The sequence below is a fragment of the Streptomyces griseus subsp. griseus genome (genome assembly GCF_000720255.1).
Taxonomy (GTDB): domain Bacteria; phylum Actinomycetota; class Actinomycetes; order Streptomycetales; family Streptomycetaceae; genus Streptomyces; species Streptomyces griseus_I.
Map to the genome: position 1 here is coordinate 90,026 of NZ_JOJE01000014.1, position 24,823 is coordinate 114,848.

The window sequence follows — 24,823 nt, forward strand, 5'->3', positions numbered from 1 at the left end:
ATCACCGCGCGGCCCGGTATCCGTCCGCCGTTTCCCGCAGTGCGGCCGCTGCCTGCCCGAGCACCGGATCGCCGTGGCCGAAGCAGGCCACGTCCGTCTCCAGCGCCGCCAACCGGTGGAACGAGGTGATCGCCCGGGCCCGGTCGACGTTGAACACACCGAGCAGCACACTGCCGTCGACCGGGGACGCGGCCACCGCGTCGCCCGTGAAGAGCACGCCGTGCCGGGGCAGATGAAGGGCGATGCCGCCGTGCGTGTGCCCGGGCACATGGACGACGCGGGCGCCGTCGCCGAAGTCGAGCACCTCGCCGTCGGACAGCTCGGTGACCGACTGCGGGCGGGCGAAGCCGCCCGGCGGCAGGTGCTTCGCGGCCTCGGCGTGCAGCGGGATCTCCCAGTCCTCCAACACCGGCGGTGGGCCGGGGACTTCGCCCCGTACCACGGGCGCGTCCAGGCAGTGGGCCAGTACCTCGGCACCGGTCGCCCTGGCCAACTCCCCTGCCCCGCCCACGTGATCGTCGTGGAAGTGCGTCAGCACGATCCGGCGCAACGAGCCGGGCGGATGGCCGAGAGCTCTGATCGCCTCGCCGATGTCCGCGTCCGCGCCGGTCGGCCCGGCGTCGATCAGCGTCAACTCCGTTCCGTCGCGCCAGAGATATGCCTGGCCTACCCGGAAGCGCAGGAGGTGGAGCTGGGGGAGGAGCTCGACGACGTCCATGGGGCGACCGTAGAGAGGCCCTCACCCCGTGGGCGAGGGCCTCTGCCGAGGGCAGAGCGGGTCAGCTCGCCGCGTAGGTGCGCAGGAACAGGGCCTCGGCCACCGAAAGGCGTTCCAGTTCCTCGGGGGAGACGCTCTCGTTGACGGCGTGGATCTGGGCCTCCGGCTCGCTCAGGCCGATGAGGAGGATCTCCGCGCGCGGGTAGAGGGCGGCGAGAGTGTTGCACAGCGGGATGGAGCCGCCCTGACCGGCGTACTGCATCTCCTCGCCCGGGTACGCCACCGCCATCGCGTGCGCCATCGCCGCGTACGCCGGGCTGGTGGTGTCGGCGCGGAAGGCCTGGCCCTGGCCGACCTGCTCCGTGCGCACCCGCGCGCCCCACGGAGTGTGCTTCTCGATGTGGGCCTGGAGCAGCTTGGTCGCCTCGACGGCGTCGACACCCGGCGGCACCCGGAGGCTCACCAGGGCGCGGGCGCTCGCCTGCACCGACGGGGTGGCGCCGACGACCGGCGGGCAGTCGATGCCGAGGACCGTCACCGCCGGGCGCGCCCAGATGCGGTCGGCGACCGTGCCGGAGCCGATCAGACCGACGCCGTCCAGCACCTTGGCGTCGTCGCGGAACTGGTCCTCGTCGTAACTCAGCCCCTCCCACACGGAGTTGCCGGTGAGCCCGTCGACGGTCGTCGAGCCGTCCTCGGCGCGCAGTGAGTCCAGGACCCGGATCAGCGCGCCCAGCGCGTCGGGGGCGGCGCCGCCGAACTGGCCGGAGTGCAGGTTGCCCCGGAGCGTGTCGATCTGCACGCGGAGCATGGTCATACCGCGCAGTGTGGAGGTGACCGTGGGCAGGCCGACGCGGAAGTTGCCCGCGTCGCCGATGACGATCGTGTCGGCCTCCAGCAGCTCCGGGTGCTGCTCCGCGTACCGTTCCAGGCCGCCGGTGCCCATCTCCTCCGAACCCTCGGCGATCACCTTGACGTGCACCGGGACGCCGCCGTTCGCCTTCAGCGCGCGCAGGGCGAGCAGATGCATGATGACGCCGCCCTTGCAGTCGGCGGCGCCGCGCCCGTACCAGCGGCGGTCGCGCTCGGTGAGCTCGAAGGGCGGGGTGTCCCAGCCGGCCTCGTCCAGCGGCGGCTGCACGTCGTAGTGGGCGTAGAGCAGGACCGTCTTCGCTCCGGCCGGTCCCGGGAGGTACCCGTACACCGACTGCGTGCCGTCCGGGGTGTCCAGCAGGGCGACGTCCTCGAAGCCCTCGGCGCGCAGGGCGTCGGCGACCCAGTTCGCGGCAGCCTCGCTCTCGCTCTTGGGGAACTGGTCGAAGTCCGCCACCGACTTGAAGGCCACCAGCTCGGTGAGCTCCGCCTTGGCCCGGGGCATCAGCGAGGCGACGGTCTCGGCGACCGGATTCGACGACATGGGCACGCTCCTTGTGGGTGCGACGTTGTAAGGAAGGGCACCCGTGTTCGCGGGTGACCGTGCGAGCGTACGCCGGGCCCGGTGTGCGGGCGCACGCGGCGGGGTCCTCCCACAGCGGTCTGTGGTGATCTCCGCCGTAGGATGCGGATGACAGGTGCGGCAGCGGCTTGATCGGAGCAGTAGACCATCGTGAGCAGCGAGAACCTTTCGGCGGACGACGACGTGCGGCGGGCGTGGGACGTCGTCGTGGTGGGCGCGGGACCGGCGGGGGCCTCGGCCGCCTACGCGGCCGCGGTCGCGGGACGGCGCGTGCTGTTGCTGGAGAAGGCGGAGCTGCCCCGCTACAAGACGTGCGGCGGCGGCATCATCGGACCCTCGCGCGACGCGCTGCCACCCGGCTTCGAGCTGCCCTTCCGTGATCGCGTGCACGCGGTGACGTTCTCGAACAACGGGCGGTTCACCCGGACCCGCCGCTCCAGGCAGATGCTGTTCGGTCTGATCAACCGGCCCGAGTTCGACCAGCAGCTGGTGGAGCACGCGCAGAAGGCGGGCGCCGAGCTGCGTACGGGCGTCACCGTGCAGCGCGTCGAGCAGCACGGCTCGGCGGTGCCGGACCGGCGCACGGTAGCCGTGGTCCTCCAGGGCGGCGAGACGCTGCTGGCCCACGCGGTGGTCGGCGCCGACGGCAGCGCGAGCCGCATAGGAGCGCACGTCGGGGTCAAGCTCGACCAGGTGGATCTCGGCCTGGAGGCGGAGATCCCGGTGCCGGAGACCGTCGCCGAAGACTGGAAGGGGCGGGTCCTCATCGACTGGGGCCCGATGCCCGGCAGCTACGGCTGGGTGTTCCCCAAGGGGGACACGCTCACGGTCGGCGTGATCTCCGCGCGCGGTGAGGGTGCCGCGACCAAGCGGTATCTGGAGGAGTTCATCGGACGGCTGGGGCTGGCCGGCTTCGAGCCGAGCATCTCCTCGGGGCATCTGACCCGCTGCCGTGCCGACGACTCCCCGCTCTCGCGCGGGCGGGTGCTCGTCTGCGGGGACGCGGCTGGGCTCCTGGAGCCGTGGACCCGCGAGGGCATCTCGTTCGCGCTGCGTTCGGGCCGGCTCGCGGGGGAGTGGGCGGTCCGGATCGCGGAGGCGCACGACGCCGTGGACGCCCGGCGCCAGGCCCTCAACTACGCGTTCGCGATCAAGGCCGGCCTCGGTGTGGAGATGAGCGTCGGCAAGCGGCTGCTGACGGCGTTCGAGCGCCGCCCCGGGCTGTTCCACGCGGCCCTGACGGGTTTCCGGCCCGCGTGGAGGGCGTTCACCGACATCACGCGCGGCTCGACGTCGCTGGGGGAGATGGTCCGCTCCCGGCCGCTCGCCCAGCGGGCCCTGGCCGCGCTGGACCGACGGCCCGCCGCGGAGGAGACGGCGGACGACGAGGTCAGTTCCTGACCGTGATCAGGAAGACGGGGTGGTCCGGAGCGATGCGGCGCAGCTCGGCGTCGGGGGAGTCCGGGCCGACCCCGCCGAAGAACGCGCCCACCTCGGCCTTCCAGCGCTTGAGGTAGGCGCGCAGCAGCGGCACCTTGTCGTCGTCGGCGACCTCGGTCGCGTCGAACATGTCCACTCTCTTGCCGAGGTGCAGCTCGCCGCCACCGGCCGCGCGCATGTTGTGGGTCCACTGGACATGGCCGCGCGGGGCGACCAGGTACTGCCGTCCGTCCACCGTCAGCAGGTTCACCGGAGTGGTCCGCCACTCGCCGCTTTTGCGGCCGCGGACCGCCAGGACCCGGGAGCCCCACACGCTCAGACCGCGGCGGGTCAGCCATGCCACGGCACGGTTCATGACGTTGACGGTGAACCAGCCGGGCTTCTTGACGTGCGTGGACGGCGTGGACATGGCTGCGGCCTCCGGAGTCATTGTGTGAGCACTGCTCTCGCTTGAGAGCAGTCTGCCGGAGAATGGTGCTCCCTTGCAAGAGCAGTGCTCACTGAAATGTGCGGTGCTCTCGAAAATGTGCACCGCTCCGGATTCGTGCGACACTGCCCGACATGACGACGAGCAGCACCACACAGGGCGCACGCGCCCGCGCCAGGATCGAGGTCACCGCCGCCATCAAGGACGAGGCGCGCCGACAGCTCGCCGCCGAGGGCGCCGCGAAACTGTCGCTGCGGGCCGTCGCCCGGCAACTGGGCATGGTCTCCTCGGCGCTGTACCGGTACTTCCCCAGCCGTGACGACCTGCTCACCGCGCTGATCATCGACGCCTACGACTCCCTCGGCGAGCGCGCCGAGGCGGCACACCACGCGGTCGCGGACGCCGGTCCGCTGAGCCGCTGGACGGCGGTCTGCGAGGGCGTACGCGACTGGGCGCTCGCGCACCCCCACGAGTACGCGCTGATCTACGGCTCGCCCGTGCCGGGCTACTCCGCCCCCGACACGACCGTCCCGGCCGCCTCCCGCGTAGGCCTCGTCCTGATCGGCATCGTGCGCGAGGCACACGAGGGGCCGGGCCTCACCGACGTGCCGCTCCCGACCGAGCTGCGGCCCGAGGCGGAGCGGATGACGGCCGACCTCGCGCCCGACCTGCCGACGGAGGCGGTGACGGCCCTCGTCGCGGCCTGGGCCCAGCTGTTCGGACTGGTCGGGTTCGAGCTGTTCGGGCAGTTCAACCGGGTGGTGGAGGACCGCGGGCGGTTCTTCCGGCATGCGGTGGCAGGGCTCGGACGCGGGGTGGGGCTGCGCTGAGGGCCGTACTTCCCCGGGAGTACCGGTGATCACCTCGCCCGGCTGACGTCCCCGGTGGTGGCCGGCGTCTAGCGTGGCGGACATGGACGAGCAGCACGTACGCGGGAGCGGCCCGCCCCCGGCTCCCCGGTGGCCGTCGGGCCGGTGGGGCGTGCCGGGCGGCCCGCCCCTCCGCCGGCGGCACGGGATGCCACCCGGAGGGCCCGGACGCCCGGACGACGAGGAGCCCGTGGCCCGGTGACCCTGGCGCTCCACCCTGCTGGTCACCGCCCTCGTCCTCGTCGGCTCTACCTTCGCGGCGCACGCGCAGGCCGGCGACCGCGCCCAGCTCGACGTCTTCGCGCGCGTGCTGCTGCTCGTGGCCTCGGGGCTGCTGCTGTGGCGGCAGCGGTACCCGGTCCCGGTCGTGTTCGGCACGGCCGCGGCCGCCATGGTCTACCTCGGCGCCGGCTACCCGTACGGGCCCGTCTTCCTCACCGTCGCCCTGGCCTGCTTCAGCGCCGTGGTGACCGGGCACCGCAGGGCCGCCTGGACCGCCCTGGGAATGCTGTGGGCCGGGCACGTCCTGGTGGCCCACTGGTTGTACCAGTGGCTGCCGCCCTCCCGGGACGCGGCCGCCGACTGGGGGCAGGAGCTGGCCACCGCCGCCTGGGTGGTGGCGATCGTCGCGGTGTCCGAACTGGCCCGCACCAGACGCGAGCAGTGGGCCCGCGAGCGGGCCGAGCGCGCGCAGGCGGCCCGGCGGCGCGCCGACGAGGAACGGCTGCGCATCGCCCGCGAACTGCACGACGTCCTCGCCCACAGCCTCTCCGTCATCAACGTGCAGGCGGGCGTCGGGCTCGCACTTCTCGACTCCGACCCTGAGCAGGCCCGTACGGCGCTCACCACCATCAAGTCCGCGAGCAAGGAGGCGCTCGGCGACGTACGCCAGGTCCTCGGTACTCTGCGCACGCCCGGCGACGCGCCGCGCGCCCCGGTGCCCGGGCTCGACCGGCTGCCCGAACTGGTGGAACAGGCGGCCCGCGCGGGCCTCACGGTCGAGGTCGACGGCGAGCCACCGAACCTGCCGCCCGGCACGGACCTCGCCGCCTTCCGCATCCTCCAGGAGGCGCTCACCAACGTCGTACGGCACTCCGGCTCACGGCACGCGCGTGTGCGTCTCGACCACGGGGACGGCACGCTGCGGCTGCGCGTCGACGACGACGGGCCCGCGACCGGCACCGACGCGGGCGGCAGCGGCAATGGCCTGGCCGGAATGCGGGAGCGGGCCGCCGCCCTCGGTGGCACGATCGAGGCGGGGCCGCGCCCCGACGGGGGCTTCCGGGTCCTCGCCGTCCTGCCGTCGAGGGTCAAGGAGGACCGGTGATCCGCGTACTGCTCGCCGACGACCAGTCCTTGGTCCGCGCCGGGTTCAGGGCGCTGCTCGACGCGCAGCCCGACATCGAGGTGGCCGGGGAGGCCGCCGACGGCGAGGAGGCCGTGCGCGCGGTGCGCGAACTTCGCCCGGATGTCGTGCTGATGGACATCCGCATGCCGCTCCTCGACGGTCTCACCGCGACCCGGCGCATCACGGAGGACGAGACCCTCACCGGGGTGAGGGTGGTCATGCTGACCACCTTCGAACTGGACGAGTACGTCTTCGAGGCCCTGCGCTCGGGCGCCTCCGGCTTCCTGGTGAAGGACACCGAACCGGACGAACTCCTGCGTGCCGTGAGGGCGGTCGTCGCCGGTGACGCCCTCCTCTCACCCGGTGTGACGCGCCGGCTGATCGCCGAGTTCGCGGCCCGTTCCAAGGAGCCCGCGGCCGCCGACGCGCTCACCCGGCTCACCGAGCGGGAGCGGGAGGTGATGGCGCTGGTCGGGATCGGCCTGTCCAACGAGGAGATCGCCCGGCGCCTGGTCGTCAGCCCGCTCACGGCCAAGACCCACGTCAGCCGCACGATGGTCAAGCTGGGCGCCCGCGACCGGGCCCAACTGGTCGTCCTCGCCTACGAGTCGGGGTTGGTGCGGCCGGGGTGGCTGGGCTGAGGCGGCCGCCGGAAACGCATCAGGACGCTGATGACACGGGCCGCGAAGAGCACGGGCGCCAGCACCGCCCCGGTGCGCAGCAGGACGCGCGACAGGGTGTCCGGCAGGTCGAAGAGGAGCGCGGGGCCGGCGACGGCACCGAAGACGACGGCCGCCGCGAAGGCCGCGCTGAACAGCGCGTATCCGATCTCGACGGTGATCGCGTCCCGCTCGGCCTGACTGCGCCGTCCCCCGTGTGTGGTCATGGACATGAGTGAAACAGGCGTGCACCCGGCGGGCAAGCGGACCCCGCCGGGCGCACGGTGGGGAGGCGTCCCTCGGGTCGCGTCAGTCGCCGACGGCGACGCGCTCCGCCTCCTGCGGTGTGGACCTGGCGACCACCACGGAGGCCCGCGGCCGACGGGTGCGCAGTCCCGTGAGCGAGATCAGCAGCCCGGCGAGGGCGATACCGGCGGCGACCATGAACCCGGGCCGGTAGCTGTCGAGGACGGCCTGCGGGGTGGGGTCCGCCGGGGCGCCCGCGGTCACCACCGCCGTCACGACGGCGAGGAAGAGGGCGCCGCCGACCTGCACGGAGGTGTTGAGCAGACCGGAGACCATGCCCTGCTCGTGGTCGTCGACCCCGTTGGTGGCCTGGATGTTGAGCGAGGGGAAGACCAGCGCGCAGGCGGCGCCGATGAGCAGCATGCTCGGCAGGATCACCGCGGCGTACACCGGGTCGAGGTCGACACGCAGGAACAGCGCGTAGCCGAGGACCATGAGCGCGAAGCCCGCCGCGATCAGCCGCTGGGTGCCGAACCGGTCGACGATCGCGCCCACCTTCGTCGACGACACCGCCACCAGCGCGCCCGCCGGGAGGAAGGCCAGGGCCGTGTGGAGCGCCGACCAGTCGAGCAGCGACTGCATGTAGAGCGTCGCCAGGAACTGGAAGCCCACATAGGAGCCGAAGAAGGCCATCGCGCCGAGCTGGGCGCGGATCTGGCTGCCGGAACGCAGCACGCCGAGACGGATCAGCGGTCCCGCCGAGCGGCGCTCCACCAGGACGAACACCGTCAGCAGCACGGCCACCGCGAGGAAGGACAGCAGTGTGCGGGCCGACACCCAGCCGACCTCCGGTGCCTGTACGACGGTGAAGACCAGCAGCAGCATCGACGCGGTGCCGAGCACGGCGCCCGGGACGTCGTAGCCGTTGTGGTCCTTCTCCCGTTCGCTGCGCGGCAGCAGCCTCAGTCCGGCGATCAGCGCGATCAGGGCGATGGGCGCGGGCAGCAGCATGGTGAGGCGCCAGCTGGCCTCGGTGAGCAGGCCGGACAGCACCAGGCCCATGGAGAAACCGGTGGCCGCGCAGGTGGTGTAGATGGAGAGGGCGCGGTTGCGCAGCGGCCCCTCCGGGAACGTGGTGGTGATGATCGACAGGCCGGCCGGTGCCGTGAAGGCCGCGCTCAGGCCCTTGATGAAGCGGCTGGCGATCAGCAGCGGGCCGGAGTCGACGAGCCCGCCGAGGAGTGACGCCAGCGCGAAGACGCCGAGCGCGATCAGGAAGACCTGACGCCGGCCGAGCAGGTCGGCGGTGCGTCCGCCGAGCAGGAGCAGACCGCCGTAGCCCAGGATGTAGCCGCTGACGATCCATTGCAGCGTCGAGGTGGACAGGCCGAGGTCGGAGCCGATGGACGGCAGGGCGACGCCGACCATCGACACGTCGAGCGCGTCGAGGAACATCGCGGCGCAGAGCACCAGCAGGGTGCCCCACAGCCGGGGGGTCCAGCGAACCTCCGAGAGGGGGGACGCGGGGGTGGTGAGCGGAGAGGTCATGCCGCAGACACTACATGCGCCTGCATTGAATGCAAACGCATTTAATTCCAGTGCAACAAACTCGATTCTCTGCTACGGTGCGCCCATGGCGGCGAAGAAGGCCGAGCAGGCACTCGTGGACCAGTGGCGGGACATCCTGGCGCTGCATGCCCGCACGCAGTGCGAACTGGACCGTGCCCTGCACCAACACAACCTGTGTGCCAGCGACTTCGAGGTGCTCGACGTCCTCGCCGAGGCCTCCGCGCCGGACGACACGTGCAGCTACCGCGTCCAGGAGATCTCCGAGCGCGTGCATCTGAGCCAGAGCGCGCTGTCCCGGCTGATCGCCCGGCTGGAGAAGGACGGACTCGTCGAACGCGCCATGTGCGCGGAAGACCGCCGAGGCGTGAGAGTGGCGCTCACCGGGAAGGGGCGCGCGCTGCACGGCGAGGTGCTGCCGGTGCAGCGCGCGGTGCTCACACGGATGCTGGCGGGCGACCGGACCGAGTGACCGCCCACCCGCACCGGACGGTCAGATCGCCGACGTCTCCCGCCAGAACGCGGCCAGCGAGGCGTCACCCGTCACCGTGGGCACGGACACCCGGTTCCACAGCGCCAGGTACAACTGCTCGGCCGGACCGCTGAGTTCGCACTCGGCGTCACCGGACTCGCCCCGGGTGGCGGCCGGCGGTTCCGACGACAGCCGTACGGTCCACACCGCGTCCGCGTCCGTGGCACGCACCCGCAGCAGCCGGGGTTCGTCCGTGCGGACCCGGCTCTTCGGCCGGGTGTGAAAGCCACGCAGCAGCTCGTCGATGCCGTCCACCGCGAAGTCCGTGCCGATCGGATGCGGGGCACCGGAGAGCGCCGACTCGGCGTCGTAGCGGTGCACCGCCGTCTCGTGCGCCTGGCGGCGACGCCAGAACGCCAGGGGCGAGGGAGCCGGAAGGAAGGCCCAGCACTCCGTGTCCGGCGCGGCCGCGCTCAGGGTGTCGACCAGATGACGGTGGCTGTCCCGGTACCAGGCCACCAGCTCGGGGCCGTCGAGGTCAGGCGCGTCGCCCGGCGGCCGGGGCGAGGTGTGGCGCTCGGCGACGAACCCCGCCGCCCAGCGGTGGACGGCCCCCGTGTGCCGCAGCAGGTCCCGCACCTGCCACTCCGGGCAGGTCGGCACCTTCGCATCGGTCCCGGCCCGCGCGGCGGCCGCGGCCAGCCACTGGCCCTCCTGGTCGAGGATCTCGACGAACTCGGCAGTCTCCATGGGGAGAGTCTGCATGATGGAGTGGCGTCGAAGAACAGTGGTTTTCCGTGCCCCACCGTCATCGGACTCACGTCCGCGAGTGGTCGTGCAAGCCGCGTCCCGACTTCCGGCCGAGCGGCCCGGCCGCCACCATCACGGAGAGCAGGCAGGGCACCAGCAGGGCGTTCACCGCGAAGCCGGCCCGGTCCTGGGTGCGGATCACCTTCTTGCCGAGTACCCGGGTGCCGAAGTCCTCCGCACGGGACTGAGCCTGAGCGTCCGTCAGCGAAGACGGCCTGACCTCCACGAGGTCCGGCACCGGGACCGGATTGAAGGAGTGCACCCCGATCACCTGCTGCGGGCGGGTGGTGGCCGTGCCCAGCTCCATGACGGGCAGCGAGGAGGTGTTCGACGCGAGCAGCGCGTCCTCCCGGGCGACGACCTTGTCGAGCGCGGCGAACAAGTCCACCTTGACCGGCTCGTCCTCGGTCGCCGCCTCCACCACCAGGTCCCGGTCGGCCAGGTCCAGCAGATCGGTGCTGACCCGTACGCGGTCACATGCCGCGTCACGTTCCGCGCCAGTGAGCTTGCCGCGCCGTGCACCGCGCTCGTGCAAGGCGGTGAGCCGGGTGCGGCCCGCCGTGGCCGCGCCCTCGGGCGGGTCACCGGCGGCGACGGCGCCGATGTTCACCTGACCTGGATGACCGCGGCACGGAGGGCCCGGGCGTGCGGGCGGGGGTTCGGAGGCGGGAGGCGTTCGCGGCGTACTGGACCTGACGCAACGAACGGCACTCCGGGCGTCACCGCGGCTGCTCAGGTCGCTGGGCGGTAATTCGGGAGACCTCTGACGGGGCCGGTGATATGCCTGTTGCCGAACCACATGGCGACAGCCGCCAGTTCACCAGCCTGAGAGGTGCCCCCCGTGCAGAGCGCAGTCGACTTCATCGCAGAGATCTACGCGCTTGACGCCGGACCGCGGACGGTGACCCCCGTGACCCGCGGCGCGCTCGGGCAGATCTGGAAGCTGACCGGGCACGGCTCCGCGTGGGCCGTGAAGGAGATGCTCTTCGGCTGCGACGAGGAGCAGGTCCGGCAGGAGGCCGCGCTGCGGGAGGCCGCGGAAGAACTGGGGATCTCCTCGCCGCGCCTTTTCCGGAACCGCGAGGGGGCGTACGTTTCACAGCTCCCCCCTGCGCTGGGCGGCTCCTGCGTGAAGCTCTACGACTGGGTGGACGGAACCCGGGCCGACCCCGCCGATCCGGAGATCCTGAGCTGGTGCGGCCGGACCCTGGCCCTCCTCCACCGGGCCGGAGAGGGCACGAGCGGGACACCGAACGCCTGGTACGAACAGTGCCGGCAGGCCGCCGACTGGGCGGAGCTGCACGAGGTGGTCCGCCGGGCGGGCGAGCCGTGGTCGGACGCGCTGGGCACGTTCATCGCGGGCCCCGCGGTGGAGCTCGCCCGCCATGTCACTCCGTCCGGCCGCGGAGGCCTCGTGCTGTCCCACCTCGACGTGCAGCCCCAGAACGTGCTGGTCGGCCCGGCCGGACCCGTTCTCCTCGACTGGGACAACGCCGGACCCATCGCGGCGGAACGCGAACTCGCGCAGGTGGTCTACGTGTGGGCGGGCGGGAACCAGTTCGACGCGCAAGCCGCCCGGCGGATGGTGCGCGCGTATGTGGACGCCGGTGGCCGGGCGGTCATCAAGAGCCTGGACTCGTTCTCGATGCTGTTCGCCACTGCCCTGAACTACGTGTACGTGCAGGCCGAGGCCGCGGTCGACCCCGCGCTGACCGCCGCGCAGCGCGAGTTCGCGAGCGGGCAGGTGGTCGCCTCCCTGCGGAGCCTGCCCGAGGCGACGGCCGTCTCCCGGCTGGCGGAGGCCGTCGCGGGGGAGTGGTGACACGGCAACCGGTCGCCGGCGTCACAGCTGCAGCGGATCACAGGTCCGTACCGGAAGGCCCGTCTCGAAGGAGCGGTTCGCGCCTCGCGCCGGCCGGCTCGTTCCGGTCCGCTCAGGAACCGGCCGGCGCATGGACGAACAGCCGGGCCAGGACCTTGAGCCCGACAATGGCGAAATAACGTCATGGTGAAATACCCCCGCCTCCGGACCCTGTCCGGACCGGGGCAAAAGGGCATGCGCGGCCGCCGCGCGGTCACACCTTGCTCGCTCTCGCCGCGCAGGGGTTGTCCTGACATGCACCAACGCCTAGGGTCAGCCGAGTGTAAGCGCTTTCTGCGCGGCCGGGCAGCCGGCCGTCCGAGGAGGACCGCATGTCTCCGTCCCCGTCCGCAACCCGTCGCCGCGTAGCCGTCGTCGGCACTGGCGCCATCGTCGGCGGCAGCCACCTGCCCGCCCTCAGAGCCCACTCCGACCGGGCGGAGCTCGTCGCCGCCGTCGACCTGGACGAGGGGCGCCTCGACGACTTCCGGGAGCTGGCGGGCGGGGACGTCGCCGGGTACACCTCCGTGGACGCGATGCTGGACGCCGTACGCCCCGATCTGGTCCTCATCGGCACGCCCCCGTCCCTGCACCGGGAGCAGACCGTGGCCGCGCTGAAGGCGGGCGCCTGGGTGCTGTGCGAGAAGCCGCTGTGTCTGTCGCTCGCCGAGTACGACGACATCACGGCGGCCGAAGAGGCGTCCGGCGCGTACGCGTCGGTCGTCTTCCAGCACCGCTACGGCTCCGGCGCCGTTCACGCCCGTGGGCTGATCACCAGTGGCGAGCTGGGCGCCCCGCGCGTGGCGCACTGCCAGACCACCTGGCACCGCGACGCCGCCTACTACGCGGTGCCCTGGCGGGGGCGGTGGGCGACCGAGGGCGGCGGTCCCACCATGGGCCACGGCATCCACCAGTACGACCTGCTGCTGCACCTCCTCGGCCCCTGGGCGGAGGTGCGGGCCATGGCGGCCCGCCTGGTCCACGACACCGAGAGCGAGGACGTCTCCACGGCTCTGGTCCGGTTCGAGAACGGCGCCCTGGCCACCGTCGTCAACAGCGTGCTGTCCCCCCACGAGGTGAGCCGCATCCGGATCGACTGCTCCGACGCCACGGTCGAGCTCACCCATCTCTACGGCCACCGCAACGAGGACTGGGTCTACACCCCCGCCCCGCACGTCGCCTCCGAGCGCGCCGCCGCCTGGACCACCCCCGCGGCCGACGTGCCCAGCTCGCACACCGCGCAGCTCGGCGCCCTCCTCGACGCCTACGACAACGGTGTCCGCCCCCCGGGCAGTGGCCCGGACGCCCGTGCCACCCTCGAGTTCGCCGCCGCCCTGTACAAGTCGGCGTTCACGGGAGCGCCCGTGCACGCGGGTGAGATCGCGCCGGGCGACCCCTTCTATCAGGCGATGCACGGAGACCACCCCCACTGGGCCCCCAAGGAGCGCGCATGAGCATCCGAGTCAGCCACGTCCACGGCGAGCACATCGCGGTCGCGGCGGCGGACGGCACCGAGATCCTCCGATACGTCTACCGGCCCGACCCGGAGCCGTTCGAGTCGCGCAAGCCCTACGCCCACCCGGTGCGCACCCTCTCCGGGCGCACGGTCACCGGCTACCGGCCGAACGACCACCGCTGGCACAAGGGCCTGCAGATGACCGCCAGCCACCTCTCCGGCCAGAACTTCTGGGGCGGCAACTCCTACGTCCACGGCCAGGGCTACCTCGCCCTCCCCGAGCGCGTCGGCTCCATGCGGCACGACGGCTTCCCCGAGTTCACGGTCGAGGACGACCGGTTCACGTTCACAGAGGACCTCACCTGGGTCGCGAACGCGGGCGAGGAGTGGGCCCGCGAGGAGCGCGGCATCACCGTGCACTCGGTCGACGAGGAGGCCGGCGCCTGGGCCCTGGACTGGACGATCCGCCTCACCAACCTCCGCGCCGCGCCCCTCGCCTTCGGCTCCCCGACCACAGCCGGACGCGACATGGCCGGCTACACCGGCCTCCAGTGGCGCGGCCCCCGCGACTTCACCGGCGGCTCCGCCTTCGCCCCCGACAGCGACGCCGGAGCCGAGAAGCTGATGGGTACCCAGGGCCCGTGGCTCGCCTTCACCACCGAGCACGACGACGTCGACGGCCACTCCACACTCGTCTTCGCGCACGCGCCCGAGAACCTGGACGAGCAGCGCGCCATCCACGAGTCGCACTGGTTCGTGCGCTCCGAGCCGATCCCCACGGTCGCGTTCTCCTGGGCGTTCTTCGAGGAGTTCGAGCTGCCGCCGGGGGAGTCCTTCGCGTACCGCTACCGGATCGTCGTCGCGGACGGCGCCTGGGACCCGGAACGCGTCGGCACCCACCTGGAGGGCCTGCCGTGGTGAACGACCCCAAGCCGGTTCTCCCTCACCCCCTGCCCGGCGCCGTCGGCCTGTCCCACCTCAGCGCCTACGACTGGGAGGCCGCCGACGGAATCTGCGGCGGCAGCCCGCACCTGCACCTGGTGTGCACGGAGGCGTACGTCGTCACCGGCGGCCGCGGCGCGGTCCAGACGCTGAGCCCCGACGGCTACCGGGACATCCCCCTGGAGCCCGGCTCGGTCGCCTGGTTCACGCCGGGCACCGTACACCGCATGGTGCAGGGCGGAGATCTCCGCATCACCGTGCTGATGCAGAACAGCGGCCTGCCCGAGGCGGGCGACGCCGTCTTCACCTTCCCGCCCGAGGTGCTCGCCGACCCCGAGAGGTACGCGGCCGCGGCCGCCCTCCCCGCCGGCACCGGACCTGAGACCGCGGCGGCCGCGCGCCGCCGCCGGGACCTCGCCGTCGAGGGATACCTCGTCCTGCGCGAGGCCCTGGTCGCCGGCGACACCGGCCCGTACCTCGCCTTCCAACGCGCCGCCGCTCAACTGGTCCGCGACAAGGTGCCCACCTGGCGCGAGCTGTGGCGGGCCGGCGCCCTGGCGACCGCCGAACGCACCGGCGCCCAGCTCGACGCGCTGGCGGACGGCGAGCCGGCGTACCTCGACGAGGCCACCGCGCACGAGAGCGCGCCCACCCGCCTGGGCGGCTTCGGCATGTGCGGGCGGCGCGACGAGTACGCGCTGCCGGGGACGACCCTGCCGTACCAGGGCGAGTAACAGATCAAGGGGGGCCGGAGGGGGGCCAACAGCAAGTCCGAGGAAAGGATGAGGTGACCTCGGCATGCCCGGACACAGGACAAAGGGGTTCTGCGCGTCGGCTCTGACACTCGCGCTCTGCGCGGTGCTGGCCGGCTGCGGGGGATCCGGGGAATCGGTCGGCGGCGGCAAGGTCGTGCTGCGCTACACGTGGTGGGGCAACCCCGACCGCGCGGAACGCACCGAACAGGCCGTCGCCCTGTTCGAGAAACAGCACCCGAACGTCACGGTGCAGACGTCGTTCTCCGGCTACGACGCCTACAAACAGAAGCTCGCCACCCAGGCCGCGGGCGGCGACGCCCCCGACGTGATGCAGCTCGACTACCGCCAGATCGACCAGTACGCCTCCGGAGGCGTGTTGCTGGACCTGGCGAAAGAGAAGGCCACACTCCGCACCTCCGAGATCGACCCCGGCCTGCTCGGCACCGGCCGGGTCGACGGCGCGCAGTACGCCGTCCCGCAGGGCCGCGGCACCGAGACCGTCGTCTACGACGTCCAGGCGTGGAAGGCGTCCGGGGTGCCGCTACCGCGCCTGGGCTGGACCTGGACCGAATGGGCCGACGCCGTACGGGCGTTGGCGAGGAAGACCGGCAAGCCGGGGGCCACCGACCCCGGCCAGAGCGAGGACGCCTTCGAGGTGTGGCTGCGCGGTAGGGGCAAGGCCCTCTACACCAAGGACGGCAGGCTCGGCTTCACCACCGACGACCTCACCCGCTGGTGGACCTTCACCGACGGTCTCCGCCGCGAGGGCGCCGTCTCCCCGGCCGAGCAGACCACCCAGCTCGACGGCTCCGTCGAGAACACCCCCCTCGGACGCGGCAAGGCCACCTCCGACACCAACTGGGACGCCCCGTCCAGCGGTTACCTCGCGATCGTCAAGGGCGGGGTGGCGCTGGCACCGATGCCGTCCGGGAAGGACGGCACACCCGGCCAGTACTTCAAGCCGTCGATGTTCCTCGGCGTCGCGGCCAACACCGGCCACCCGAAGGAGGCCGCCGAACTCGTCGACTTCATGATCAACAGCCGGGAGGCGGCGAAGATCCTCGGCGCCACCCGCGGCATCCCGGTCAACGAGACCATCCGCGAGGAGACCGCGTCCCAGCTGAAGGACTTCGACAAGACCGTCGCCGACTTCCAGGCCTCCCTGGAAGGCACCCTGAAGGACCCGCCGCAGGCTCCGCCCTCGGGTGACAACGCCCTGCAGACCACCTTCCAGCGCGACTACGACCAGGTCTCCTACACGCGCATGTCGCCCCGCGAGGCGGCCGAGAACTACGTCACCGAGGCGAAGGCGGAGCTGAGGTCATGACCACCACCGACATCCCCGCACCCACCGCACGCCCGTACCAACCGGCCGGCACCCCGAAACGCCGCCCCAAGCGCGAACGTGAGGGCGCCGCCTGGGTGTTCCTCTCCCCGTGGGTGCTCGGCGCGATCGTCCTCACGCTGCTGCCGATGGCCGTGTCGCTGTACCTCTCGTTCACCGACTACGACCTGTTCAACCCGCCCCGCTGGGTGGGCCTGCGCAACTACGTGCAGATGTTCACCGAGGACCCCCGCTACTGGCGGTCGGTCATCACCACCCTGACGTACGTCGTCATCGCCGTTCCCCTGCAACTGGCCCTCGCGCTCCTCGTCGCCCTCGCCCTGAAGTCCATGAAGCGCGGCCGGGCCTTCTACCGCTCGGCCTTCTACGCCCCTTCGCTGCTCGGCGCCTCCATGTCGATCGCCCTCGTGTGGCGGGCGCTCTTCAACGACGGCGGAACCGTCGACAACCTGCTCGGCACCGGCGGCTGGGTCAACAAGCCGGGCTGGGCGCTGCTCGCCGTGGCGCTGCTGACGGTGTGGCAGTTCGGCGCGCCCATGGTCATCTTCCTCGCCGGTCTCCAGCAGATCCCCGCCGAGCTCTACGAGGCGGCCGCCGTCGACGGTGCCGGACGATGGCGGCAGTTCAGGTCGGTCACCGTGCCGATGCTGTCCCCGGTGCTCTTCTTCAACCTGGTCCTCCAGACCATCCAGGCCTTCCAGGTCTTCACCCCCGCCTTCGCCGTCAGCGCGGGCAAGGGCGGCCCCGCCGACTCGACCCTCGTCTACACCATGTACCTCTACGACCGCGGCTTCGTCGCCTCCCACATGGGCTACGCCTCCGCCATGGCATGGGTGCTGCTGCTCGTCATCGGAGCCGTCACCGCGGTGCTGTTCCGCACCTCGCGCTCCTGGGTCTTCTACGCGTCCGACGCAGATGGGGGAGTCCGATGACCACCGTATCGACCTCCGTGTCCCGCAAACCCGTTCGCTGGGGGCGGCTCGCCCTGCACCTCGGCTGCCTGGCCGCCCTGCTGATCATGCTCTACCCGCTGGCCTGGCTGCTCGCCACCTCGCTCAAGCCCGCCGACGAGGTGATCGCCAGCCTGAACCTGCTGCCCAGCCACCTGGAGTGGTCGAACTACAAGACGGCCTTCGAGGGCGTCAACGACGTCTCCATATGGCGGCTGCTGTCCAACTCCCTGCTGATCGCGGGCGGCGCGGTCCTCGGCAACGTCATCAGCTGCTCGCTCGCCGCCTACGCCTTCGCCCGCCTCAGGTTCCGTATGCGGGGACCCCTGTTCGCCTTCATGATCGCCACGATCATGCTGCCGCACCACGCCGTGCTGATCCCGCAGTACATCATCTTCAACCAGCTCGGCCTGGTGAACACCTACTGGCCACTGATCCTGCCGAAGTTCCTCGCCACGGAGGCGTTCTTCGTCTTCCTCATCGTGCAGTTCATGCGGGGCCTCCCGCGCGAACTGGAGGAGGCGGCCCGCATCGACGGCTGCGGTCCCTTCCGAAGCTTCTTCCAGGTGGTGCTGCCGCTCACCCGGCCCGCGCTGATCACCACCGCGATCTTCACCTTCATCTGGACGTGGAACGACTTCTTCACCCAGCTCATCTACCTCTTCGACCCCGAGAAGTTCACCCTCACCCTCGCCCTGCGATCCTTCGTGGACGCCTCCAGCCAGTCGGCGTTCGGCCCCATGTTCGCGATGTCGGTGATCGCGCTGCTGCCGATCGTGCTGTTCTTCCTCGCCTTCCAGAGGTTCCTGGTCGAGGGCATGGCCAGCTCCGGATTGAAGGGGTGAGCGGCGTGCGGACACGCGAGCCGGGTGAGGTCTTCGGACCCCGGACGACCCTCTTCGCCGACATGCTGAGCGTCGGCCTGGCCACGGCGGTGACTTGCCTGCCCCTCCTGACCGCACCGGCGGCGCTGTCCACCGCGTGCGCGGTGCTGCGGGGCGCGGGGGAGGGCCGACCGGCCACCGCCGGACGCTACTTCGCGCTGCTACGACAGCGGCTGCGGGCCGGTGACCTGGTCGCCGGGGCCGTCGCCCTCGCGGGTGTGCTGCTGGGCGCGGCGGACCTCGCGCTGGCCGGAGCGGGGCTGCCGGGGGCATCGCTGTTCGCCGTGCCGGCCGCGTCGATCTGCGCGGGCGCCACGGTCGTGGGCCTGAGGGCAATCGCGCGCCCCGAGTCCCTCACCGACTGGCGGTCGGCGGTCCGCGCTGCCGCCCGGGACTCCGTACGGGACGCGGGCGGCAGCGCGCTGGTGCTGCTGGCGGTGATCACCGCCGCGCTGTGCGCCTGGATGCTGCTGCCGCTCGCCTTCCTGGCGCCGGGGCCGCTGGCACTCGCGCTCACCGGGATCGACGTACGCCACGCCGCCGCCCGCACGGGAAGGGAGGACGTGCGGGAGACGGCGTGAGCCGGTCACCAGGTGTGGGCGACGTCCACCACGATGTGGTCGGTCAGCACCTGCACACGGAAGGGCAGCCGGGCGCGGACCCCCAGGCCGACCTGAGTGTCGCCCTCGAAGCTGACCCCGTACTTGGCGTCCCGGAAGGTGCGGTACCCGGTGAGGTTCACGCCCGGGAGGGGACGGCCGGACGCCCCGGGGTACGAGGCCTGCCCGGTCTCGGGGTCGTACGCCGGGGCGTGCACCCGCAGCTCGAGGATGGCGCCGCCACTGACCGGCACCTCGCGGCCCGACCCGTCCAAGTAGAAGTGGTCGACGTACCCGACGGAGTACCCCAGCTCCCCGGCGCCCGCGCCGGGGATGTCGAAGACGAGCCGGTCGTAGCAGTCGTGGCGGCCGGTCCTGATGTTCTTCAGTGGCTTGGCGGTGGAAGCGGTGAACGACTTGTCGACGCTGCCCCAGCCGGTGGGGCAGGCGGTGGCCGCCGTGGTGGCGGCGACCGGAGTGGCTTCGGCCGGCACCGCCGCCACCGCGAGTGTCGCGGTCATGAGAGCGGCGGCGGCCCATGCGGTTCTGGTACGGATCACGATGTCCCCCCGGGGTGTGCGGGTGTGTTGTCAGATGGGACACTCCGGACGCCCCAATGGTTGCACCGTTTCCGGCATCCCTCCGACGGGTGGTGTGCCGTCACTCTCCGGTGGACAGCCGTCTCTGCGGGTGCCCACCGACCGCTAGGGTGTCGCAGGCGGGACGGGGACGACAACGAAGAGGCGGGGCGGCCTGTAGACGGTCGTGGGGACGGGGGAGCCCTGAGCGGCGGAACCAGGAGTGCGTCGGGAAACAGCAGGGGGCGGCGGGGTGTACCTCCGCTGTGTCCCGACCTCAACTCGCCCAGGACGCCCGGACGTCGCCGGACCGGCTGGCTGACGAGGCGCCTCGCTCCGCTGTGCGGGAGGTGGCTCGTCCGGTAGGGCGGCCGGTGATTCGAGTCGGAGATTCGTCGGCAGTAGGCGGCGCCTTTGTCGAGGACCTCGTCGGCGGTCTTCGTCCAGACGAATGGCGCGGGTGCTCGTTCCAGTCGGCGAGCCAGGCGCGGGTGTCGCGTTCGAGGGCCTGGACGAAGCGGTGGACACCTCGCTCCGGACGGCCTGTCCGACGAGTCGTCGTGCGGTGACGCACCCAGCCCTCCAGCACGACCCGTCGGGCATCGGTCACCGCAAGGGCGGAATCTTCGGACCCGGACGACTCATACCGAACCCACGGCGAATCCCCGACTCAGGTCGCCAGGCGGACCCGAGGCCCGACCGGCACCGGGCAGCGGAGGATATGCGCATGAGCAGGCTGAGCTGCGAGGTCGGGTACTGTAACGGCCGTGGGAGAGCGGGCGACCATCGGCGATGTCGCGGTCCGAGCCGGGGTGGGCGTCGGCACGGTTTCGCGCGTCCTGAACGACAGCCGGAATGTCAGCGAGGACACCCGCGAGCGGGTGCTGCGGGTGATCCGGGATCTGGACTACCGCCCCAACCGGCGGGCTCGCGCCCTGTCCACGGGACGCACCCAGAGCATCGCCGTCATCGCTCCCTTCGCCACCGAGCCGTCGGTCGTCGAGCGGCTGCGCGGCATCTCACACGTGCTGCACGGCAGCGACCACGACCTCACTCTGCTCGACGTGGCCACACCGGATCAGCGTGATCAGCAGTATCGGGCGGTGGCGGCCGGGGACCGCTTCGACGGGCTGCTGGCCATCTCGCTCTCTCCGACCGACGACGACGCGAAGCAGCTGGCACGGGCCGGTCTGCCCACGGTGCTGCTGGACTGTGAACACCCGGACCTGCCACGTGTGGTGATCGACGACGTGCGCGGCGGCATGCTGGCGACGCGTCATCTGCTGCAACTCGGCCATCGTCGGATCGCGTTCATGGGCGAGGTCGCCGACGATCGTTTCCGTTTCAGCGCGAGCGCCCGTCGGCGCGAGGGCTGCGAACTGGCGCTGCAGGCGCACGGCCTTGCGCTGGAGGAGCCGTACGTCCGGGTCGGACCCCACGGCCGCGCGGTGGCGCACCGCCTCACCGACGAGTTGCTGGCCCTTCCGGAGCCCCCGAGCGCGATCGTCACCGCGTCCGACACCCAGGCGCTGGGGGTGATCGAAGCGGCGAGTTCGGCGGGCTTGAGGATCCCTCAGGAACTGTCCGTCGTCGGCTTCGACGACCTCGACGTGGCGGCCTACGTCGGGCTGACCACGGTACGCCAGCCCCTGCGCACCAGCGGTGGGATCGCCGCGCGCCTGCTGCTGGAACGCATCGGCCGGCCCCTTGGGGACCCCCTCGAGCAGATGCTGGAACTGGAGCTCGTGCCTCGGCGTACGACAGCCGCCGCGGGAGCCTGATCCGCGGTACGCCGACGGATCAGTTTCCACGATCTTCCACAGCGCAACTCCAACCGCTGCTCATATCTGAAACTCCGCCTCACAAGTGCGCTGTTTCGCAGGGGCATTGAGGTACTGTCAACGATGGAACCGGATCCACAGCTTCCATTCGTTCCCTCTTCCCCCCAAGGGTGACGTATGTACAGAGCACGACGAGTGCTGCTCCGGCTGACGACGGGTCTGGCAGCCCTCGCGACGCTGAGCGGCATCGCTACTCCCGCTTCCGCCTCCCCCCACGAACCGTCCCGGACCGGGACACGGCAGTACAGCGCCGACGACGACTACACAGCCGTGTGGTCCCGCGCGGACGCCCTGAAACTCCGGCAGGACAGGACCAACACCGCCCCTCGCGTGTCGCCCGACTTCCCGGTGATGACCGACAAGGTGTGGGTGTGGGACACCTGGCCGCTCACCAAGCTCACCACCCAGACCGCCACCTACAAGGGCTGGCACGTCATCTTCTCGCTGACGGCTCCACGCTCGGTGCCGTTCGGTGACCGGCACTGGTACGCGAAGATCGGCTACTTCTACTCGCGTGACGCCAAGAGCTGGAAGTACGGCGGCGACCTGTTCCAGCCGGGCACCTCGTTCGGGTCACGTGAGTGGGCCGGCTCGGCGGCGCTCATCGGCGACAAGGTGTACTCCTTCTACACCGCCTCCGGGCGCGACGACGGCGGGGTCGACCCCAACGACGCCCTGCAGCGTCTGGCGCAGGCGACCGGCAAGATCCACGCGGACAAGAACCGCGTGTGGTTCACCGGCTTCCAGGACCACCGCATCATCGCCCAGGCCGACGGCAAGCTGTACCAGACCCTCGAACAGTCGCAGCAAGGCCCGATCATCTACGCCTTCCGTGACCCGTTCGTCTTCCGCGACCCGCGGGACCGCAAGGTCCACCTGCTGTTCGAGGGCAACACGGGCGGTGCCGCGGGCACGTACCAGTGCACCAAGCGAGACATAGGTGATGTCCCGGCCGGCCACGAGGTGCCGGAGGACGCGAAGTACTACACGGGCAACATCGGGCTGGCCACGGCCGACGGCGACAGCATGGAGAACTGGAAGCTCCAGCCCCCGTTGCTCTCGGCCAACTGCGTGAACCAGCAGACCGAACGGCCGCACCTGGTCATCCGCGGCGGCAAGTACTACCTGTTCACGATCAGCCACAAGTTCACGTTCGCGCCGGGGCTGAGCGGCTGGGACGGCCTCTACGGGTTCGTCGGCGCGGGGCTGCGCAGCGACTACCGGCCGCTCAACGGCAGCGCGCTGGTCCTGGGCAACCCCGAGGACGCCCCGACACAGCAGTACTCGCACTACGTGATGCCCAACGGGCTGGTGGAGAGCTTCATCGACACGGTCCCGACCGCCGACGGCGGGACCCGCTTCGGCGGCACCCTCGCACGCACGCTCGCGCTGTCTCTGAAGGACGACCGGACGAAGCTGGTCGGCCAGTTGGGCTACGGCTTCATACCGTAATCCCGTCTGAGCGTCGGGGGAGGGGGGCGGCTAGTGCGATCAGCCGCCCCCCTGTCCGTCGTGGCACTGCTCGCCTGCGGGTGAGGGGGAGCAGCCATACGCTCTGAATGGCCCGAACTGTGGCGAGGGCGACGGACAACGCGAGAAATCACCACTTCTTGGCTTCACGGGGGTTACGGACCATCCGCGGGTCGGGCACAAAGGGCACTACGGACCGGCGCCCGCCCCACTCGGGCGCCGGTCCCCCCGCAGTCGTCCGAGGCACCTTCAGCCCAGTGCCCGGTCCAGGTTGAACGCGGCACTGATGAGGGCCAGATGGGTGAAGGCCTGGGGGAAATTGCCCTGTTGCTCACCACGGTGGCTGATCTCCTCGGCGTACAGGCCGAGATGGTTGGCGTAGGTGAGCATCTTCTCGAAGGCCAGGCGCGCCTCGTCCACCCGGCCCGCGTGCACGAGCGCCTCGACGAACCAGAACGAGCAGATGGAGAACGTGCCCTCGTCGCCGCGCAACCCGTCCGGACTCGCCGCCGGGTCGTAGCGGTACACCAGCGAGTCGGACACCAATTCCTCGGTGAGCGCGTCCAGCGTGGACAGCCACTTGGGATCAGTGGGCGCGATGAACTTGCTCAGCGGCATCATGAGCAGGGCCGCGTCGAGCACATCGCCGTCCTCGTGCTGCACGAAGGCCCCGCGCCGCTCGGACCAGCCCCGGGTCATGATCCGCCGGTAGATCGTGTCCCGGCACTCCCGCCAGCGCACCAGGTCGGCGGGCAGGCCGCGCCGGTTCGCCATCCGGATGGCCCGCTCGATGGCCACCCAGCACATCAGGCGCGAGTACAGGAAGTTCTTGCGGCCACCCCGCGTCTCCCAGATGCCCTCGTCGGGCTGGTCCCAGTGCGCGCACACCCAGTCGACCAACGCGCACACGTCGTCCCACTGGCCGCTGGAGATGGGCTGCGCCCACTTGTCGTAGAGGTAGATGGAGTCGATGAGCGCGCCGTAGATGTCGAGCTGGAGCTGATCGGCGGCCGCGTTGCCGACCCGTACCGGCGCGGACCCGACGTGCCCCTCCAGATGGGCAAGTTCGCGCTCGGGCAGATCGGCGCGGCCGTCGATGCCGTACATGATCTGCAGCGGTCCGGAGGCCTTGCCGTCACCCGGACTGATGTGCCGGGTCACGAACCGCATGAACGCCTCGGCCTCGCCGCTGAACCCCAGCCGCAGCAGCGCGTAGACACAGAACGCGGCGTCGCGCACCCACAGGTACCGGTAGTCCCAGTTGCGGTCGCCGCCGAACGTCTCGGGCAGACTCGTCGTGGGCGCCGCCACGATCGCGCCCGTGGGCGCGTAGGTGAGCAGCTTCAGCGTGAGCGCCGAGCGGTGCACCATCTCCCGCCAGCGGCCACGGTACTTGGACGCGGACAGCCAGTGCCGCCAGTACGCCACCGTCGCGGAGAACTGCTCGTCCGCCTCCGTCCGCGCGCATCGGCGCGGCGACACCTCACCGCCGACCTGGTCCAGCGCGAACACCGTCGACTCGCCCTCGGCCAGCTTGAACTCCGCCCGCACGTCCGGCCCTTCGGCCTCCAGCGGAACGGTCGCGGTGAGAGCCAGCGACAGTTCGCCGGAGTCGAAGACCGCCACGTCACCGACGAAGCGCAGGGTGTGCTCCCGGGCGCCGTAGTCGAACCGCGGCGCCACCCGTGCCCGGAACGGCAGCGAACCGCGCACGCACACCAAGCGCCGGATCAGCCGATGCCGCTCGGCCTCCGCCGCACCGCCGCCGGCCGGCATGAAGTCCTGCACCTCGCCGACCCCGTCATCGGTGAAGAAGCGGGTGATCAGGACGTTGGTGTCGGGGAAGTAGAACTGCTTCGTCCGCGCCGGCCCGACCGCCGTCAGCTCGAAGGACCCGCCGCGCTCCGCGTCCAGGATCGAACCGAAGACGCTGGGGGCGTCGAAGGACGGGCAGCAGTACCAGTCGATCGTGCCGTCGGTGCCCACCAGGGCCACACTGCGAAGATCACCGATCAGCCCGTGCTCGGAGATCGGCAGATAGCGACCGCCCCCCGACCTCTCCGTCATGGCAGCCTCCCTGGGGTCGGCCCGCGCAGCGCAATTTCCAGCTTAGGTGGAATCGACCAGGTGG

General features: G+C 71.4%; 24 protein-coding genes. 15 read left to right on the forward strand and 9 right to left on the reverse strand.

From position 1 onward, the window contains the following. Nucleotide 1: 1 nt before the first annotated feature. Together IG99_RS20630 and IG99_RS20635 are read right to left on the reverse strand one after the other, a co-directional pair. On the reverse strand, nucleotides 2-718 hold the full coding sequence (locus IG99_RS20630; RefSeq protein WP_037676093.1) for an MBL fold metallo-hydrolase: 717 nt from the start codon (nucleotides 716-718) through the stop codon (nucleotides 2-4). Between the two features lie 61 nt (nucleotides 719-779). Beyond that, complete coding sequence (locus IG99_RS20635; RefSeq protein WP_037676095.1) at nucleotides 780-2,135, reverse strand: dipeptidase; 1,356 nt, start codon at nucleotides 2,133-2,135, stop codon at nucleotides 780-782. 189 nt (nucleotides 2,136-2,324) lie between these two features. Here IG99_RS20635 and IG99_RS20640 point away from each other — a divergent pair, with 189 nt between their 5' ends. Then, the gene (locus IG99_RS20640) at nucleotides 2,325-3,575 is read left to right on the forward strand and encodes a geranylgeranyl reductase family protein (protein ID WP_037676096.1); all 1,251 of its coding nucleotides are present in this window, start codon (nucleotides 2,325-2,327) and stop codon (nucleotides 3,573-3,575) included. Here IG99_RS20640 and IG99_RS20645 read toward each other — a convergent pair. Further along, nucleotides 3,565-4,023 carry a nitroreductase family deazaflavin-dependent oxidoreductase gene (locus tag IG99_RS20645; protein WP_037676098.1) on the reverse strand — a complete coding sequence of 153 codons (459 nt, stop codon included), beginning with the start codon at nucleotides 4,021-4,023 and terminating at the stop codon, nucleotides 3,565-3,567. The two genes, IG99_RS20640 and IG99_RS20645, sit on opposite strands and share 11 nt — an antisense overlap. Before the next feature lie 152 nt (nucleotides 4,024-4,175). Between IG99_RS20645 and IG99_RS20650 the strand changes: the two genes are divergently transcribed. The 3 genes from IG99_RS20650 (at nucleotide 4,176) to IG99_RS20660 (ending at nucleotide 6,899) form a co-directional block, all read left to right on the forward strand. Next, nucleotides 4,176-4,871: a TetR/AcrR family transcriptional regulator gene (locus IG99_RS20650; RefSeq protein ID WP_037676099.1), complete on the forward strand. Its 696-nt coding sequence runs from the start codon at nucleotides 4,176-4,178 to the stop codon at nucleotides 4,869-4,871. Nucleotides 4,872-5,127: 256 nt separating this feature from the next. Continuing rightward, nucleotides 5,128-6,237, forward strand: coding sequence for a sensor histidine kinase (locus IG99_RS20655; RefSeq protein WP_234311909.1), 1,110 nt, complete (start codon nucleotides 5,128-5,130; stop codon nucleotides 6,235-6,237). After that, nucleotides 6,234-6,899: a response regulator gene (locus tag IG99_RS20660; RefSeq protein WP_037676102.1), complete on the forward strand. Its 666-nt coding sequence runs from the start codon at nucleotides 6,234-6,236 to the stop codon at nucleotides 6,897-6,899. Before IG99_RS20655 ends, IG99_RS20660 begins: the two co-directional genes overlap by 4 nt. Here IG99_RS20660 and IG99_RS20665 read toward each other — a convergent pair. Both IG99_RS20665 and IG99_RS20670 read right to left on the reverse strand, forming a co-directional pair. Further along, complete coding sequence (locus IG99_RS20665) at nucleotides 6,860-7,144, reverse strand: DUF6332 family protein (RefSeq protein ID WP_037676213.1); 285 nt, start codon at nucleotides 7,142-7,144, stop codon at nucleotides 6,860-6,862. The genes IG99_RS20660 and IG99_RS20665 overlap by 40 nt on opposite strands. 82 nt (nucleotides 7,145-7,226) lie before the next feature. Beyond that, nucleotides 7,227-8,711 carry an MFS transporter gene (locus tag IG99_RS20670; RefSeq protein ID WP_037676103.1) on the reverse strand — a complete coding sequence of 495 codons (1,485 nt, stop codon included), beginning with the start codon at nucleotides 8,709-8,711 and terminating at the stop codon, nucleotides 7,227-7,229. A gap of 85 nt (nucleotides 8,712-8,796) precedes the next feature. Here IG99_RS20670 and IG99_RS20675 point away from each other — a divergent pair, with 85 nt between their 5' ends. Beyond that, entirely contained in the window at nucleotides 8,797-9,201 is a 405-nt protein-coding gene (locus IG99_RS20675; RefSeq protein ID WP_037676105.1) for a MarR family winged helix-turn-helix transcriptional regulator, read from the forward strand. Between the two features lie 21 nt (nucleotides 9,202-9,222). Here the strand turns inward: IG99_RS20675 and IG99_RS20680 are convergent, their stop codons facing one another. Next, nucleotides 9,223-9,951 (reverse strand): maleylpyruvate isomerase family mycothiol-dependent enzyme, encoded by a 729-nt coding sequence (locus IG99_RS20680; protein WP_037676216.1) that lies wholly within the window; start codon nucleotides 9,949-9,951, stop codon nucleotides 9,223-9,225. 67 nt (nucleotides 9,952-10,018) lie between these two features. After that, complete coding sequence (locus IG99_RS20685; protein WP_051865676.1) at nucleotides 10,019-10,621, reverse strand: 3-hydroxyacyl-CoA dehydrogenase NAD-binding domain-containing protein; 603 nt, start codon at nucleotides 10,619-10,621, stop codon at nucleotides 10,019-10,021. A gap of 231 nt (nucleotides 10,622-10,852) precedes the next feature. Here IG99_RS20685 and IG99_RS20690 point away from each other — a divergent pair, with 231 nt between their 5' ends. From IG99_RS20690 to IG99_RS20725, 8 genes are all read left to right on the forward strand, one after another. Continuing rightward, nucleotides 10,853-11,833 carry a phosphotransferase gene (locus IG99_RS20690; protein ID WP_037676107.1) on the forward strand — a complete coding sequence of 327 codons (981 nt, stop codon included), beginning with the start codon at nucleotides 10,853-10,855 and terminating at the stop codon, nucleotides 11,831-11,833. Nucleotides 11,834-12,204: 371 nt separating this feature from the next. Then, complete coding sequence (locus tag IG99_RS20695; RefSeq protein ID WP_037676108.1) at nucleotides 12,205-13,326, forward strand: Gfo/Idh/MocA family protein; 1,122 nt, start codon at nucleotides 12,205-12,207, stop codon at nucleotides 13,324-13,326. After that, complete coding sequence (locus tag IG99_RS20700; protein ID WP_037676109.1) at nucleotides 13,323-14,249, forward strand: DUF6807 domain-containing protein; 927 nt, start codon at nucleotides 13,323-13,325, stop codon at nucleotides 14,247-14,249. Before IG99_RS20695 ends, IG99_RS20700 begins: the two co-directional genes overlap by 4 nt. Beyond that, entirely contained in the window at nucleotides 14,243-15,004 is a 762-nt protein-coding gene (locus tag IG99_RS20705; RefSeq protein WP_037676111.1) for a cupin domain-containing protein, read from the forward strand. The genes IG99_RS20700 and IG99_RS20705 overlap by 7 nt, the downstream gene beginning before the upstream one ends. A 64-nt stretch (nucleotides 15,005-15,068) precedes the next feature. Beyond that, nucleotides 15,069-16,352: an ABC transporter substrate-binding protein gene (locus tag IG99_RS20710; protein ID WP_037676113.1), complete on the forward strand. Its 1,284-nt coding sequence runs from the start codon at nucleotides 15,069-15,071 to the stop codon at nucleotides 16,350-16,352. Next, nucleotides 16,349-17,302, forward strand: coding sequence for a carbohydrate ABC transporter permease (locus IG99_RS20715; RefSeq protein WP_037676115.1), 954 nt, complete (start codon nucleotides 16,349-16,351; stop codon nucleotides 17,300-17,302). Before IG99_RS20710 ends, IG99_RS20715 begins: the two co-directional genes overlap by 4 nt. After that, nucleotides 17,299-18,165 (forward strand): carbohydrate ABC transporter permease, encoded by an 867-nt coding sequence (locus IG99_RS20720; RefSeq protein ID WP_037676116.1) that lies wholly within the window; start codon nucleotides 17,299-17,301, stop codon nucleotides 18,163-18,165. Before IG99_RS20715 ends, IG99_RS20720 begins: the two co-directional genes overlap by 4 nt. Continuing rightward, on the forward strand, nucleotides 18,162-18,785 hold the full coding sequence (locus IG99_RS20725) for a hypothetical protein (RefSeq protein ID WP_037676117.1): 624 nt from the start codon (nucleotides 18,162-18,164) through the stop codon (nucleotides 18,783-18,785). The genes IG99_RS20720 and IG99_RS20725 overlap by 4 nt, the downstream gene beginning before the upstream one ends. A 5-nt stretch (nucleotides 18,786-18,790) precedes the next feature. Here the strand turns inward: IG99_RS20725 and IG99_RS20730 are convergent, their stop codons facing one another. Then, entirely contained in the window at nucleotides 18,791-19,363 is a 573-nt protein-coding gene (locus tag IG99_RS20730; RefSeq protein ID WP_463607316.1) for an AMIN-like domain-containing (lipo)protein, read from the reverse strand. 785 nt (nucleotides 19,364-20,148) lie between these two features. Between IG99_RS20730 and IG99_RS20735 the strand changes: the two genes are divergently transcribed. After that, nucleotides 20,149-21,162 carry a LacI family DNA-binding transcriptional regulator gene (locus IG99_RS20735; RefSeq protein WP_234311905.1) on the forward strand — a complete coding sequence of 338 codons (1,014 nt, stop codon included), beginning with the start codon at nucleotides 20,149-20,151 and terminating at the stop codon, nucleotides 21,160-21,162. Between the two features lie 177 nt (nucleotides 21,163-21,339). Next, entirely contained in the window at nucleotides 21,340-22,674 is a 1,335-nt protein-coding gene (locus IG99_RS20740) for a glycoside hydrolase family 68 protein (protein ID WP_051865679.1), read from the forward strand. Between the two features lie 267 nt (nucleotides 22,675-22,941). Here the strand turns inward: IG99_RS20740 and IG99_RS20745 are convergent, their stop codons facing one another. Beyond that, the gene (locus tag IG99_RS20745) at nucleotides 22,942-24,759 is read right to left on the reverse strand and encodes a glycoside hydrolase family 15 protein (RefSeq protein WP_037676123.1); all 1,818 of its coding nucleotides are present in this window, start codon (nucleotides 24,757-24,759) and stop codon (nucleotides 22,942-22,944) included. Between the last annotated feature and the right edge of the window lie 64 nt (nucleotides 24,760-24,823).

Bases quoted from the DNA above. Each gene is read 5' to 3' on its own strand.
- IG99_RS20630 (WP_037676093.1), bottom strand. From the start codon at position 718: ATGGACGTCGTCGAGCTCCTCCCCCAGCTCCACCTCCTGCGCTTCCGG.
- IG99_RS20635 (WP_037676095.1), bottom strand. From the start codon at position 2,135: ATGTCGTCGAATCCGGTCGCCGAGACCGTCGCCTCGCTGATGCCCCGG.
- IG99_RS20645 (WP_037676098.1), bottom strand. From the start codon at position 4,023: ATGTCCACGCCGTCCACGCACGTCAAGAAGCCCGGCTGGTTCACCGTC.
- IG99_RS20650 (WP_037676099.1), top strand. From the start codon at position 4,176: ATGACGACGAGCAGCACCACACAGGGCGCACGCGCCCGCGCCAGGATC.
- IG99_RS20665 (WP_037676213.1), bottom strand. From the start codon at position 7,144: ATGACCACACACGGGGGACGGCGCAGTCAGGCCGAGCGGGACGCGATC.
- IG99_RS20670 (WP_037676103.1), bottom strand. From the start codon at position 8,711: ATGACCTCTCCGCTCACCACCCCCGCGTCCCCCCTCTCGGAGGTTCGC.
- IG99_RS20675 (WP_037676105.1), top strand. From the start codon at position 8,797: ATGGCGGCGAAGAAGGCCGAGCAGGCACTCGTGGACCAGTGGCGGGAC.
- IG99_RS20680 (WP_037676216.1), bottom strand. From the start codon at position 9,951: ATGGAGACTGCCGAGTTCGTCGAGATCCTCGACCAGGAGGGCCAGTGG.
- IG99_RS20695 (WP_037676108.1), top strand. From the start codon at position 12,205: ATGTCTCCGTCCCCGTCCGCAACCCGTCGCCGCGTAGCCGTCGTCGGC.
- IG99_RS20700 (WP_037676109.1), top strand. From the start codon at position 13,323: ATGAGCATCCGAGTCAGCCACGTCCACGGCGAGCACATCGCGGTCGCG.
- IG99_RS20710 (WP_037676113.1), top strand. From the start codon at position 15,069: ATGCCCGGACACAGGACAAAGGGGTTCTGCGCGTCGGCTCTGACACTC.
- IG99_RS20715 (WP_037676115.1), top strand. From the start codon at position 16,349: ATGACCACCACCGACATCCCCGCACCCACCGCACGCCCGTACCAACCG.
- IG99_RS20720 (WP_037676116.1), top strand. From the start codon at position 17,299: ATGACCACCGTATCGACCTCCGTGTCCCGCAAACCCGTTCGCTGGGGG.
- IG99_RS20740 (WP_051865679.1), top strand. From the start codon at position 21,340: ATGTACAGAGCACGACGAGTGCTGCTCCGGCTGACGACGGGTCTGGCA.
- IG99_RS20745 (WP_037676123.1), bottom strand. From the start codon at position 24,759: ATGACGGAGAGGTCGGGGGGCGGTCGCTATCTGCCGATCTCCGAGCAC.